Source organism: Nitrospirota bacterium, assembly GCA_016235245.1.
In the GTDB taxonomy this organism is placed as follows: domain Bacteria; phylum Nitrospirota; class Thermodesulfovibrionia; order Thermodesulfovibrionales; family UBA6898; genus UBA6898.
On sequence record JACRLO010000020.1, the window covers coordinates 1 to 13,478 of the forward strand.

Here is a 13,478-nt window from a genome sequence, read left to right on the forward strand (position 1 = left end):
TATGACGTTTCAATAAAGGTCCTGAGCCACCTGCTCCTTGACGGATGCCGCAGTTTCCGTATGGCCTTCACCTCGATCTGCCGGATCCGCTCACGGGTCACCTCGTATTCCATGCCGACATCCTCAAGCGTATGCGGTATCTCATCGCCAATACCGAAACGCTTTTTGATGATCTCGCGCTCCTTTGGCGAAAGCAAGGCAAGCGCCATATCAATGTTTCTTCGCATATCCTTCTGTATCGCTTCGTCAAGCGGGGAGAGGGTCCCCTTATCCTCAATAAAGTCTCTTAAATGGCTGTCATCTTCTTCTCCTACAGGCGTTTCGAGTGAGATCGGCTCCTTCGAAATCTTGAGCATGCTTCTGACCTTCTCAATCGGGATATTCAGCCTTTGGGCTATCTCCTCGGCATGGGGCTCCCTGCCTTTTTCCTGCACGAGTTCCCTGACCGCCTTCGTCATCCTGTTTATGGCCTCAACCATATGCACCGGTATCCGTATCGTCCTTGACTGGTCGGCAAGGGCACGGGTGATAGACTGCCGTATCCACCAGGTGGCGTATGTGCTGAACTTGTATCCCCGCTGGTATTCAAATTTCTCGACCGCCCTCATAAGGCCGATGTTCCCTTCCTGAATCAGGTCAGAAAAGCCAAGGCCCTTGCCGATGTATCTCTTGGCAATGCTGATGACCAGCCGGAGGTTAGCCTCGGTGAGTTTTCCTTTTGCATCGTCTATGGTCATCTCCTCCGAGATTATGACCTTGAGCGCATTGCGCATATCTTCATACGACGCGCCGAACCGGCCCTCGATTTCCGTGATGGCTTTTCTAAATACATCACGCTCCCGGACGATCAGGCTGATCTCTTCCCTGATCGTCTTATTCCTGAGGCTCTTTGGAATAGATATTTTTCCTGTCTTTGACAGACTCGCGCCCCGATATACCGCCTTTTCGCCGGCGAACTGCAGTTGTGCATACAATTCAAACAGGTCCATGATCGTCCTTTTCAATTCCTCCGAAAAGTCGTGCAGCACGTCGTCCTTCAGCCTGAGGCCGATTACCTCATGCAGCATCTTGTCCCGGTTGTCTGAAAGCGACTTGATCATCTTCTGGTCAGGTTTTTTGCCGGAATCCTCAATCTTCTTCAGGAGCGCCTGATGCCTCAGATAAAGGGTCTTAATCTTCAGCGTTGCCTCATGGAAGCGTTTCCGTTCGTAAGCAAGGTCCTCTTCCATCTCCTCATCTCCGTTTTGGACGATATGCCACAGGGGCGCTTCACCGGCCTCAACCATACCGCCCAGCGCGACAAGCTTTTCGATGGCAAAGGGAAGAGAGAAGATGACGCGGGCAAGCCGCTCCTTGCCCTTTTCGATCTTTACGGCAAGGTCGATCTCACTCTCTTTGGTAAGCAGGGGCACGCCGCCCATCTCCTTGAGATAGACCTTGATCGGATCATATTCCGCTTCGAGCAGAGCACTGCCCTTTTCCTCTTCCTCTTCGACAACCTCCTCGTCCTCGGCATCGTCCTTCGACTCAAAGGTGCGTTCATTGTCAAAGTCAAATTCTTCAAAATACTCGTTAAAATCCTTATCGTGTTTCATGGTCCTTTTCCTTTATCAGTTTTTTCTTTTCAAGCAGCAGGGCATTGATCAATTGAATATCACCCGAGGCCCTGGCACGCAGCATCCGCTCCTCAAACTTCCTTTTCTCGATCTTCACAAGGCAGTCTTCAATATTCCGGTCAACAAACTCGGGGTCAAAGCCCGGAGCAACGGAAAGCCGGGTAAAGAGCAGCCGGTCATCCTCGCTGGCGCTGTCAAGGACCCCGGCGATATGAGTCCTGTCTTGCAGTGCAGCTATCTTCCGAAACAGCGAGGCAACTGCAGCGTCCTTAATCTCATCGGGGTCGAGCCGCGAAAGCACGGCAGCAGCCTTCTCCGGAAAGGCAATGACCGCACTCAGAAGAAGTTCTTCTTCAGCTCGGTTCCGGGGCGCAGCCTTCATCCGAACCGGCGTTATTTCCGCCCCTGTTTTCTTTGTCCGCAGCTTGCGGTATTCTTCTTTCAGCGTCGCCTCGCTGATCCTTGTCTTGCCGGCGAGTTCTATGATCATCTGTTCAGCCTCGATGGTATCCTGCCTCTCGGCAATAACCGTAAGCGCCTCCCTTACAGCCTGGCTCCTCTGCCCCTTTGAGGAGTTCAGGATAAAATCGGTGACGGATTCAGCCTTCTCGATAAGGATACTGAAAGATTCGCTGCCATGTTTTCCGAGGTAGCTGTCAGGGTCCTCCTTATCCGGAAGGATCAGTATCTTCGCATGAAAATCATTCTGGGCAAGGAGCGGCAGGGCCCTCCTCGCAGCCGCAATCCCGGCAGCATCCCCGTCAAAGATCACGACCACCTCTTTGGTGAGTTTCCTGAGTTTCAGAAGATGCCCTGCCGTCAGTGACGTGCCAAGCGGAGCAACGCCATTCTTAAACCCATATTGGTGGCAGATGATCACATCCATGTACCCTTCCACGATCAGCGCATAGTCCTTCTGCCGGATCGCCTCTTTTGCCGTGTACAGCCCATAGAGCGTCTCGGATTTTCTGAAAACCGGCGTCTCGGGAGAGTTGATGTACTTCGGCAGGCTGTCATCCATTGCCCTGCCGCCAAAGGCTATCACATTGCCGTTCGTTGCCATGATGGGGAAGATGATCCGTTCACGGAACATGTCGTACAGGCCCTTGTCTCCGGCGACAGCCAGTCCGGCCTCCCTGATCACGGCCTCGCTGTACCCGGCCTGTTTGAGATGCTTCAGGAGATTGCTCCATCCTGCAGGCGCATAGCCGAGCCTGAACAATGCAATAGATTCGTCCGCGATACCCCGCTTTTTGACATAGGCAGAGGCGCTCTTTGACTCGTGCAGTTTTTGGCGGTAGAACTCTGCTGCCTGGGCCAGCGCATTTCTTATCTGCTGCCCTTTTTCAGTCTCCTTCCTGTCCTGCCCGAATGCGGGCAGCTTGACGCCTGCCTTCTCTGCAAGCACCTGCAGGGCCTCGGGAAAAGACATGCGCTCATAGTTGACCAGAAACCCGATCGCGTCGCCGCCGGCGCCGCAGCCGAAACAGTGATAGATCTGTTTTGCCTGGCTTACCATAAAGGAGGGGGTTTTTTCGGTATGAAAGGGACAGAGGCCTTTCCAGTTCTGGCCAGACTTCCTGAGCTGAACATAGCCGGAGATGAAATCAACAATATCTATTCTTTCTTTTATCTCTTCAAGAACCCTGTCAGATCTCATATAGCCCCAGTGAGGAAATAGTCAGAAGATATTGTAGCACGACAGGAAAATTTTCTGCCCGGACGGGCGGCTCAGGAGCGCCTGTCTACCCGTTTGTATCCGGAACATTCAAGAACACGGACCTCTGAACCCTGTAATGTCTCGTCAAGCAGGAGGTTCAGCCCCAGATTATCGCTCGATATGTGGCCGGCTATTACGACATTCAGGTGGTTCTTTTCAGCCTCTTTCCGGTGCTCTTCACTCATATGCATCCCTACGATGGTATTAACACCGGCATTGGCCAGACTCTGAAAAATATCTTTGGCACCCTCGGTGCCGCCGGTCATGTCCACAAAGACCTTTCCCGCACGCCGCTTCTTTGAGCCAAGGAGTATCTTCGGACCTGCGCCAAGCTTCATGGCATCGGTATACTCAGGTATGGCCTTGAGAAGGTCAAACAGATCGCCAAGATTGTGTGGCTTTTTCTCGTCAAAAAGCCTCTGGAGAAAGGTGACTACCATATTATAAGCAGGAGTGTGAAGACAGAGAAACGGGATGTTGAGAAGACGCGCAGCATCGACGGCCCGCGTATGATTTACCGGCATAAGGCGCCGCTCGATCTCCTTTGCCCGGCCTTCCATAAGGTCTTCGGCAATATTGATCGGAACGCCGAAAAGGTTCAGGATATCCGACTGCATATGCATGACAGCGGACAGGTTTGCAAATGCCCTGCCCTCCGGGTGGTGTGCAAGGACAAGATCAATCTTTTCACCGCGATTCCTGAGGGTATCAGTCAGAAGGATTTCGCCGACCTCGATATCGACGCCGACAAGCACCTGCCCGATCTCCTCGTCGCCGCTGCCATGGAGAATGCGCGAATCCGAGTAGGGGTTTGTCAGTGAGTCAAGGTCAAAAAGGTCTTTTTCATCCTGCTTCAGTTCTTCATGCTCTTTTGCCAGCCGCTGCAGTTCCTGCAGCACGGCATCCCGGCCGCGAGGGTCGTTTGCCATACCGGTTTCGATTGCTTTTTGGTAAAGGTTGCGGAGTATCATCAGGAATGAGAGGGAGGGGAGGCCGACGGTAGGCTGGACGGAGCCGCCAGCAGCTCTTTCACCCGCGTATTGACCCACTTGCCGTCAGCCACACCTTTGATCTTCGGCATCAGGACCTTCATCACCTTGCCCATGTCTGCCTCTGATTTTGCGGACGATTCCTGTATGGCCAGGACAATAAGCTTCTCGGTTTCTTCCGGGGAAAGCTGGGCAGGCATATATGACTGCAAAATGGCAAGCTCCTGTTGTTCTATCCCGGCAAGGTCTTCTCTGCCTGCCTTTGAAAACTGCTCTATCGACTCGCGACGCTGCTTGCCCATAGACGAGAGAACCGGGAGGATCTCTTCATCAGAGAGCTCCCGGCCCTTCTCGATCTGGACGTACTTGATCGCTGCCTTGGCCATACGCAATACTGAGACTCTGACCGTGTCAGAACTCTTCATTGCGGCCTTAAGATCCTCGTCAATCCGCTTAAGCAGCGACATGCTACCTCGATCCCAGCTTGATTCTTTTTGCGGCCTTCTTGCGGGCTGCAATGGCTTTCTTTTTCTTTTTCACGCTCGGCTTGTCGTAGTGCTCACGCTTCTTGACCTCAGAAAGAATTCCTTCCTTTTCGCACTGTTTTTTGAAGCGTTTAAGAGCATTTTCGAGTGAGTCACTTTCGCGCACCCTGATTTCGGGCATTCATGTATCACTCCTCTCTCTTTGAAAATTAGCCAACATTTTATCAGTTTACAAAGAGGCGTGTCAATCTCTGATTTAGAGAACCGTTTGATAATAAAAGAAAATATATCCGGCAGCATCTTTATTGTCGTAGGATGAAATGGCGGACAGCACTGAGGCAGGCACAAAAATAAAAAAGGCGCCGTCATGACGCCTTCTTTGAGACTATCCTGCCTTGGGCAGTAGCAGCTCTTATGCCTGTTCTGCTGAGCCCAATACTTCCTTGTTCTTATGGATGATCATCTTCGTCAATTCGTCGCGCGCCGGGCCAAGGTATTTCCTCGGATCGAACTCGGCCGGCTTTTCGACAAAGGTCTTGCGGATGAGGGCTGTCATGGCAAGACGGCCGTCACTGTCGATATTGATCTTGCAGACTGCGCTCTTGGCTGCCTTTCTGAGCTGCTCCTCAGGGATACCGACAGCGTCCTTCAGCTTGCCTCCGTTGGCATTGATCATCTGCACATATACCGGCACAACCGAAGAGGCGCCATGAAGAACGATCGGAAAGCCCGGAATACGCTTTTCGATCTCCTCCAGGATATCGAATCTGAGCGGCGGCGGAACGAGGACGCCCCGTTCGTCTCTGGTGCACTGTTCCGGCTTGAACTTCATGGCGCCATGAGAGGTGCCGATCGAAATTGCAAGGGAATCGACGTTCGTCTTATGCACAAAGTCTTCCACTTCCTCAGGTTTGGTATAGGTCGATTTTTCTGCAGAGACTTCATCTTCGATGCCGGCAAGAACGCCCAATTCACCTTCAACCGTCACATCGTGGTCGCGGGCGTATTCCACCACCTGCCTCGTCAGCTTGATATTGTCTTCGTAGGAATGATGGGAGCCGTCGATCATGACCGAAGAAAAACCGGTATCAATGCAGGACTTGCAGAGTTCAAAGGTATCGCCGTGGTCCAGATGAAGCGCAAACTTCACCGGCGACCCGGCATCTTTTATCATCGCCACAGCGCCCATCGCAAGGAAGCGCAGCAGCGTCTGGTTGGCATATTTGCGGGCGCCGCTGGAAACCTGAAGAATAAACGGGGAAGCAGATTCCACACATCCCATGACAATCGCCTGGAGCTGCTCCATGTTGTTGAAATTGTACGCCGGGATGGCGTAGTGCCCCTGCATCGCCTTTTGAAACATTTCCCTGGTATTTACCAGTCCGATCTCCTTGTACGATACCTTCTCCATAGCACCCTCCTTAATTTCAGATCATCAGATCAGAATTGTATGTCTCAGAAATAGTATCATCGCAATAATGCGTCTGCTCAAGCCCATCATGTGATCCCCGGTTTTCATGCTACCACAACTTGTTGCAGAAATGTAAGATACCCTTCGGGTCATTTATCGGTCCCCCATTTGAAAAAAGTTCTGCCAATATGATAGAGTGCATGAAATTCTTCTACCGAAGCAGGCAATGTTTTCTTTTGAATCAATCATTCATAATCTTAAAGAGACCATCATTCTTTTTGACAAAAAAAGCAGGATGACATTTATCAATAAAAGCGGCGAGGAGCTCCTCGGCAAAAGCTCTCGCGATATTGTCGGCCATAAACTGAGCCAGCTTTTTCGCGGAGAAAAGAAGATATCTCCCCTCATCAGGAAGAGCATCGATGAAGAACGCTCCTTCAGGGGAAAATCGGTCAACATCTCGATGGGCAGGCAGATGAATATCGACTTCAGCCTCTCAACCTTTTATGTGCAGGACCGGGTCGAAGGGGCAGCCCTTTCCCTGTCCGAAAACATACCGCTTGCCGAAGGCGAGGACCATGACCAGGAAGCGGTAGTCTTCCTTCTTGGCTCCATATCTCACGAAATCAAGAATCCCCTTGGCGGCATAAAGGGCGCTGCCCAGCTTCTCCTCCAGAAAACAGAGGGCTCATCACTTGCCGAATACGCCGACCTTATCGTCAGAGAGACAGACCGCTTAAATACCATTCTTCAGGACTATCTCACCATATGCAGAAAGCCCTCCTTCCAGGCAGTCAATATCCATGAAGTCGTCGAAAAGACTGTTGCGATCCTGTCTGTCCCGATGGAAAAGGCGGGCATATCGATCAAAAGGCTCTATGATCCCAGCCTCCCTCATATCCTCGGCGATGAGTCAAAACTGCTTCAGGTTTTTCTGAACATCATCAAGAATGCGCTGGAGTCAATGAAAAAAGGGGGCGTGCTTGAAATATCCACACGTCCTTCAAAGGAACTGTTTGGTGAACACGGAAAAATTAAACGCATGGCGCTCATAACCGTCGGGGATACGGGCAAAGGCATGTCCGAAGAAGATCTGCAAAGAATCTTCCTGCCCTTCTACACAAAGAAAAAAGGCGGCACCGGCATAGGACTCGCTCTTTCGAGAAAAATCATGAAAGACCATAACGGCATGATCTCGGTCACCAGCCAAAAAGGCAAGGGCACGACCTTCTCGCTGTATCTGCCCTTCAGGGAAGTCTGAAGCAGGTGCTTTTCAGCAATGGATAAGAAGATCCTCGTCATAGACGATGACGAAAGCATCATCTGGGTCATCAAAAAGGCACTGGAGCCGGCAGGGTATAAGATCAGCTCCCGTACCCGGCTTGCCTCAGGTCTGAGGGCTGCCGAAGAAGAGCCCCCGGTCATTCTGCTTGACCTTATCCTGCCTGACGGAAACGGCCTCGACGGCCTGCGGGAGCTGAAGACATCGCATCCTGACACCAGCGTGATCATGATCACGGCAAATGCCATGATGGACAGCACGATCAGCGCCATGAAAGAGGGTGCTTACGATTATCTCGAAAAACCCTTTGACATCGAGGAGTTGAAGATCCTGGTGGACAAGGCATTTAAAGACCTTGCCCTGCGGCAGGAACTGCGGGAACTCAAAAAAGCTGCCTTTGAGACCGAGACACCGCAGATGGTCGGCAAAAGCCCGAAGATGCTGAAGGTATTCAAGGATATCGGCAGGGTGGCAGCAAAAGATATTACCGTCCTGATCACCGGAGAAAGCGGCACCGGCAAGGAGCTGGTAGCAAAGGCGATCCACCTTAACAGCAGTCGTTCGACCGGGCCCTTTATTGCCATCAATGCCGCCTCGATCCCGAAAGACCTGCTTGAATCAGAACTGTTCGGGTATAAAAAAGGTGCCTTTACCGGCGCTGCACAGGACAAAACCGGCAGGATAAAATCAGCGGACGGCGGCACGCTCTTTCTCGATGAGATCGGCGAAATGGAACAGAACCTCCAGGCAAAACTGCTCCGTTTCCTCCAGGAAAAAGAGTTCAGCCCGCTTGGCAGCAACGATACCCTAAAGGCGGATGTACGCATTATCGGCGCAACGAACAGGGACCTTTCCGAAGCAGTCAGTCAGGGCCGCTTCCGCGAAGATCTCTATTACCGCTTCAATGTTGTTCAGATCAAGGTGCCGCCGCTCAGGGAGAGAAAAGAAGACATTCCCCTTCTCATAAAAAGCTTCCTCAGGGAGGCGGTTGAAAAACTGGAGACCGGAGAAAAGGAACTATCCAAAGAAACCAAGGCCTTTCTTGAGAAATATGACTGGCCCGGCAATGTGCGCGAACTTGAAAATGTGATCAAGAGAGCCTGCGTACTCTCCACCGGCACGATCATAGAGAAAAAAGACCTGCTTATCGAAGAGGCTAACTCTTACTCAGTTAAGGACTTTCTTGAGGAAAAACTGAAGCGGTATCTCAAGGATATGGCAAAGATCACAAATTTTAATCTCTACGATACGGTCCTCTCCGAAGTGGAAAAAGCACTAATCTCGATCGTCCTTAAGGAGACCAACGGCAACCAGCTCAAGACAGCGAGACTGCTTGGCATTAACCGAAACACCCTCAGGACCAAAATAAAGGAATATAAGATCAAGAAGTAGTCTTCAGTCTGCCTGCCTAAGGCGGCCCTCTCCGGATTCCCCCTGACCCATCAACTCTTGCAACAATTCTTCTGTACTGCTAATCTGATCAATATTAACGATCTGGAGGGGATTATGGCCAATGAATCTTCAGCAAGCAAGAAACCTATGATCGGGGAGGTCCTGGTAAAATACGGGATCATCACGCAGAATATGCTCAAAAACGCCTTGCGGCGACAGTCCCAGGTCGGCGGGCAGATCGGCTCGATCCTTATCGAAATGGGATATATCACTACCGACACGCTCCTCGATTTCCTGAGCAAGCAGTTCGGTGTTCCCTCCGTCAACCTCTTCAAGATAGATGTGCCAAACGATGTCCTGAAGGCCATGCCCCTGGAAAAGATCAAGGAGTATAAGGTTCTACCACTTGAAATCGATAACAAACTCACCCTTGCCATGGTCAATCCAAAGGATTATGTTGCGATCAGGGACGTTGAGTTCATACTGGGCAAAAGGGTCAATCCCGTAGTTGTTCCCTCGTTACAGCTTGAGGCGGCAATCAAGAGCATCGAGTCCCGCGGCATGGAAGCTTTCAGAGGCAGCGAACTTGAGATATCTTGTGCAAAAGGCGAAATCGAAACAGGAGCAGCAGATATTCAGATGCTTCTGAAATACCTCAGGGAATCAAAGGCAACAGACCTCCAGCTCACGGCCGGCGTGCCGCCGAGCCTCAAGATGAGCACGGAACTGAAGCGCATGAACATGCCGCCCCTCACGCCGGACAACATGAAGAACTACGCCCAGACCCTTATGGACGACGAACAGCAGGCCACGTTTCAGACTGCGAGCAATCTGGACTTTGCCTTTACGAACAAGGAATACGGCAGGTTCAGAGTGAATATCTACAAGCAGCGCAACTCGGTATCCATAACACTGCGCCGGATTCCGGACGTCATCCCTACGCTGCCGGAACTCGGCATTTCTGAGGATCTCGAGAACTTCGCCCTTAAAACGCAAGGTCTGATCCTGATCACCGGGCCGGCAGGCCATGGAAAGTCGACAACCCTGGCTGCACTCGTTGACATCATCAATACCAAGAGAAGATGCAATATCATAACCCTTGAAGACCCGATCGAATATCTTCATAAACACAAAAACAGCAATGTCAACCAGAGAGAAATCGGTATTGATACCGCATCGTTTCAGGACGGTCTGCGGCATATATTCAGGCAGGACCCTGATGTCATTGTGATCGGAGAGATGCGCGATCCCGAGAGTTTCAAGATAGCCCTCCAGGCGGCAGAGACAGGCCATCTTGTGCTGAGCACGCTGCATTCGAGGAATGCGACTTCCACGATAGAGAGGGTCATCGATATCTTCCCGCCAGACCAGCAGTCCCAGATACGGTCGCAGCTTGCGGATTCACTGCTGCTGGTGCTCTCGCAGCGGCTGGTGATGAAAAAAGACAAATCCGTACCGGTGCTTGCCTACGAAAAGCTCGTCAACTCCTATAAGATCAAAAACTTCATTCGCGACGGCAAATTACACCAGATCAGATCGCAGATGCAGCTGCCGGGAGAAGAATACTCGTCCATTGACGTCAGCCTTATACGGCTTACCCTCGAGGGCCTTATCACCGGAGAGGAAGGTTCAAAGCATGCGGATAACCTGACCTACTACCAGGATGGCATAAGAGGCAAGGGTCTGAGGTAAAGGACTGCTGAAGAATTAATTAATAAGATAGCCGAAGCGGCTTCTGAACTCGGCGGCTGTCATACGGGCCGCCTTTGCCAGCGCATCGATATTTCGGGGGTCAAAGTCCTCTTTTTCGAGGCGTATCATATATTTTCTGCCGACTTCATAGGCCTCCGAGTTTATATCAACAAGGCGCACCTTTGTCTTGCCGGTTGCAGGGTCTGCCATTTCGACAAAAGAAACAGGTCTGAGCCTGCCTTCGTCAAGGGTTATCATGGAGCCGGTCCCTCCGCTTAGAAGAAATCGGACAGCGCCGTAGCCAAGGTCGCGCGTGTATTCAATATCATAAGGGACCGGATCAGCTGCTCTCAGTTCGTAGCCGATCGTCTTATGTACTATGGTCATATGCAGTCCCCGTGCCCCAAGACTTTCCTGCACCATATCACTCATGATCCTTCCAAGCTGGATCTCCGAAAGCCGCATCCTGCCGACCTCATCAGACTTGATATCGTCACAGGCTCTGAGTTGCTGTTCGTCAACCTTTGCCGAGATTCCCTCCGCAAGCACCGCAATGCCATGATCCTTGCCATGAGCAAGCCTCTTGACAATAGCCCCCTCCAGAATATCGGAAACCTTTTGAAGGGGTATGCCGTTTTCAGCGAATTCTTCAGGTATCAGCGTTATCGTGGCGCCAACCGCCTTGCCGATACCCAGCGCAAGGTGACCGGCGTTCCTTCCCATCGTAGAGATAAAATACCACCTGCCCGTGGTCCTGGCATCCTCCATGATATTCTTTACGATCTCCACGCCCCAGTGGCGCGCCGTATGATACCCAAAGGATGACCTGCCGCCAGGAAGCGTGAGGTCGTTGTCGATCGTCTTGGGCACGTGCACGACAGAGACCCTGCCCCGCGACTCCCGTTCGATCCAGCGCGCCATGTATGCCGTGCCGTCACCGCCGATCGTAATGAGATACCGGACCTTCAGGGCCTTCAGGGTTTGAAGCAGAACCGGGAAGCGCGCCTTCGCAACCTCGGCAGTGTCGCGGGATGTCCTGAGAATAGAACCGCCCGTAGTATGAATCCGGGAAACATCCTCGATCGTCAGGGGTATGGCGCTCTGTTTGTCACCGGCAAAAAGGCTCTTGAACCCTCCGTAAATACCGATAACTTCCTTGCCTTCATTAATGGCCTCTATGGTCGCTGCGCTGATGACCCCGTTAATGCCAGGAGCCGGGCCGCCACCGACAACAATTGCTACAACCTCTTTTTTCATAAGGCCTATGCCTGCTTCTTGTCGGTGCTGGTGAACTTAAGAGCAACCCGTCTGTGTCTCGGCCCGTCGAACTCGCAGAAGAAGATGGACTGCCAGGTGCCTAACACGAGCTTGCCTTCGTCAACAAACACATGAGAGGCGACGCCGACCACAGCAGCCTTAATATGCGCTGATGAGTTGCCCTCGCGGTGATGATAGTCTCCCTCAAAGGGGATGACTTTGTTCAGGTAGGTCTGGATATCGCGCTGCACAGACGGGTCAGCGCCCTCATTGATCGTAATACCCGCTGTTGTGTGCGGCACAAAGAGATAGCAGATGCCATTGGAAATGCCTGCTTCCTTGACCGCTTCCTGTATCTTTTCCGTCACATCGACAAACTCGGTTCTTGTTTTGCTCTTTACGTTTATATACCTGACCACGGCTTCCCCCTGCATAAATAGAACAGCTATGCAAACACGCTCTCAAAAAAAGGCTGGTCTGCAATGAATGCAATTTCTATTATAAGAATATTCTCCGGCAAATCAAGATTTCTCAGCTTTACCATATCCTTGTCTGTCGTAACAATCCAGGATGCACCTGAAGTCGCACACTCTTTTCTTATCGCCTCCATATCCTCCTGAGCGTAGCGATGATGGTCGCGAAATGCCTTCAGGCCTGCCACTTCCGCCCCCGAACCTGACAACGTATTTCTGAACGCTTCAGGATCTGCCAACCCGCAGAAGCAGAAGATCTTTCTGTTTCGCAGCCAATCAGGAGTTTTTCTCTCCCCTGCCCCTGTTCTCACTGCGGTAATGCGGTGCAGAGAAAAAAAGACCGGAGCATGATTATTGTATTGTCTTATCTCCGCAATAAGACCGGCATCTTCCCGCTCTGCCTTGGTGATCATGATAACATCGGCCCTCTTGAGTCCGGTCAACGGCTCCCTTAGTCTGCCGACAGGAAACAGTTTCCGGTTGCCGAAAGGGTTTCTTGAGTCGATAAGTACGATGTCCCGGTCCCGGTACAGTTTCCAGTGCTGAAACCCGTCGTCGAGGATAAAGAGAGGGATTGGGGATTGGGGATTAGGTATTTGCAATTGAACAGCTTCCGTGCTTTGCTGATCCACGGACCCTGAATGTTCGCCACTTAACTCTTTGATTGCAAACATCCCTGCCTCATACCGGTCAGCGCCTTTTACGATCGGAACTCCTTTGAGCATTTCGGCCATCAGGAGCGGCTCGTCGCCGGCCTGCGCTGCGGTAAGGAGCGGCTTTTCCCCTTTTGTCACAAAACATGGCCCGGTAGCAGTCCCCTTGTATCCGCGCGTAAGAATTACCGGCTGGAATCCGCGCTTTTTCGCCTCTTCCGCTACAGCGATTGCAGCGGGCGTCTTGCCGGTCCCGCCCAGCGTGATGTTGCCGATGCTGATCACCCGGTGAGGCAGTCTCTTTTGGTTCTTCAGCGACAGAAACTTCTTTGCGGAAAGCCCGAGATAATAGAGGTATTCAGCGATATTCATCTGTTCTGGCCGCTACGAACTGGCATAGTCTCTCTCTTCCCCTTGCGTGCGCCTTAATATCAGGTGGCATTATACCATGTCCATGTGGACCGGATGACTAAGAGAGGATGGATTTAATGATATGAACGATTTATAC

Annotated in this window: 12 protein-coding genes; 3 read left to right on the forward strand and 9 right to left on the reverse strand. The window is 51.7% G+C overall.

Going from position 1 to position 13,478, the window contains the following annotated elements:
• From rpoD to HZB31_09445, 6 genes are all read right to left on the reverse strand, one after another.
• The coding region (gene rpoD / locus HZB31_09420) for an RNA polymerase sigma factor RpoD (GenBank protein MBI5848150.1) at positions 1–1,595 on the reverse strand (1,595 nt) is incomplete at its 3' end.
• Complete coding sequence (locus HZB31_09425; protein ID MBI5848151.1) at positions 1,582–3,276, reverse strand: DNA primase; 1,695 nt, start codon at positions 3,274–3,276, stop codon at positions 1,582–1,584. The genes HZB31_09425 and rpoD, both read right to left, overlap by 14 nt.
• Positions 3,277–3,347: 71 nt before the next feature.
• A complete protein-coding gene (locus HZB31_09430; protein ID MBI5848152.1) occupies positions 3,348–4,307 on the reverse strand; it encodes an NGG1p interacting factor NIF3 in 960 nt (319 codons plus the stop codon).
• Entirely contained in the window at positions 4,307–4,792 is a 486-nt protein-coding gene (locus tag HZB31_09435; protein ID MBI5848153.1) for a GatB/YqeY domain-containing protein, read from the reverse strand. Before HZB31_09435 ends, HZB31_09430 begins: the two co-directional genes overlap by 1 nt.
• A 1-nt stretch (position 4,793) precedes the next feature.
• The gene (locus HZB31_09440) at positions 4,794–4,991 is read right to left on the reverse strand and encodes a 30S ribosomal protein S21 (protein MBI5848154.1); all 198 of its coding nucleotides are present in this window, start codon (positions 4,989–4,991) and stop codon (positions 4,794–4,796) included.
• Positions 4,992–5,222: 231 nt separating this feature from the next.
• Complete coding sequence (locus tag HZB31_09445; protein ID MBI5848155.1) at positions 5,223–6,221, reverse strand: class II fructose-1,6-bisphosphate aldolase; 999 nt, start codon at positions 6,219–6,221, stop codon at positions 5,223–5,225.
• 226 nt (positions 6,222–6,447) lie between these two features.
• Between HZB31_09445 and HZB31_09450 the strand changes: the two genes are divergently transcribed.
• From HZB31_09450 to HZB31_09460, 3 genes are all read left to right on the forward strand, one after another.
• A complete protein-coding gene (locus tag HZB31_09450; GenBank protein ID MBI5848156.1) occupies positions 6,448–7,482 on the forward strand; it encodes a PAS domain S-box protein in 1,035 nt (344 codons plus the stop codon).
• 18 nt (positions 7,483–7,500) lie between these two features.
• Positions 7,501–8,895: a sigma-54-dependent Fis family transcriptional regulator gene (locus tag HZB31_09455; GenBank protein MBI5848157.1), complete on the forward strand. Its 1,395-nt coding sequence runs from the start codon at positions 7,501–7,503 to the stop codon at positions 8,893–8,895.
• A 114-nt stretch (positions 8,896–9,009) separates the two neighbouring features.
• Positions 9,010–10,587, forward strand: a complete 1,578-nt coding sequence (locus tag HZB31_09460; protein MBI5848158.1) for a PilT/PilU family type 4a pilus ATPase — start codon at positions 9,010–9,012, stop codon at positions 10,585–10,587.
• A 15-nt stretch (positions 10,588–10,602) separates the two neighbouring features.
• On the opposite strand, the gene HZB31_09465 is transcribed toward HZB31_09460, so the two are convergent.
• The 3 genes from HZB31_09465 to lpxK are packed head-to-tail and all read right to left on the reverse strand — an operon-like array spanning position 10,603 to position 13,342.
• Complete coding sequence (locus tag HZB31_09465) at positions 10,603–11,844, reverse strand: 6-phosphofructokinase (GenBank protein ID MBI5848159.1); 1,242 nt, start codon at positions 11,842–11,844, stop codon at positions 10,603–10,605.
• A 5-nt stretch (positions 11,845–11,849) separates the two neighbouring features.
• Positions 11,850–12,263 (reverse strand): YjbQ family protein, encoded by a 414-nt coding sequence (locus HZB31_09470; GenBank protein MBI5848160.1) that lies wholly within the window; start codon positions 12,261–12,263, stop codon positions 11,850–11,852.
• Between the two features lie 26 nt (positions 12,264–12,289).
• On the reverse strand, positions 12,290–13,342 hold the full coding sequence (gene lpxK / locus HZB31_09475; GenBank protein ID MBI5848161.1) for a tetraacyldisaccharide 4'-kinase: 1,053 nt from the start codon (positions 13,340–13,342) through the stop codon (positions 12,290–12,292).
• Between the last annotated feature and the right edge of the window lie 136 nt (positions 13,343–13,478).

Excerpts from the sequence above, each read along its gene's own strand:
- lpxK (MBI5848161.1), bottom strand. The coding sequence starts at position 13,342 with ATGAATATCGCTGAATACCTCTATTATCTCGGGCTTTCCGCAAAGAAG.
- HZB31_09440 (MBI5848154.1), bottom strand. The coding sequence starts at position 4,991 with ATGCCCGAAATCAGGGTGCGCGAAAGTGACTCACTCGAAAATGCTCTT.
- HZB31_09435 (MBI5848153.1), bottom strand. The coding sequence starts at position 4,792 with ATGTCGCTGCTTAAGCGGATTGACGAGGATCTTAAGGCCGCAATGAAG.
- HZB31_09455 (MBI5848157.1), top strand. The coding sequence starts at position 7,501 with ATGGATAAGAAGATCCTCGTCATAGACGATGACGAAAGCATCATCTGG.
- HZB31_09425 (MBI5848151.1), bottom strand. The coding sequence starts at position 3,276 with ATGAGATCTGACAGGGTTCTTGAAGAGATAAAAGAAAGAATAGATATT.
- HZB31_09460 (MBI5848158.1), top strand. The coding sequence starts at position 9,010 with ATGGCCAATGAATCTTCAGCAAGCAAGAAACCTATGATCGGGGAGGTC.
- HZB31_09445 (MBI5848155.1), bottom strand. The coding sequence starts at position 6,221 with ATGGAGAAGGTATCGTACAAGGAGATCGGACTGGTAAATACCAGGGAA.
- HZB31_09450 (MBI5848156.1), top strand. The coding sequence starts at position 6,448 with ATGTTTTCTTTTGAATCAATCATTCATAATCTTAAAGAGACCATCATT.
- HZB31_09465 (MBI5848159.1), bottom strand. The coding sequence starts at position 11,844 with ATGAAAAAAGAGGTTGTAGCAATTGTTGTCGGTGGCGGCCCGGCTCCT.
- HZB31_09430 (MBI5848152.1), bottom strand. The coding sequence starts at position 4,307 with ATGATACTCCGCAACCTTTACCAAAAAGCAATCGAAACCGGTATGGCA.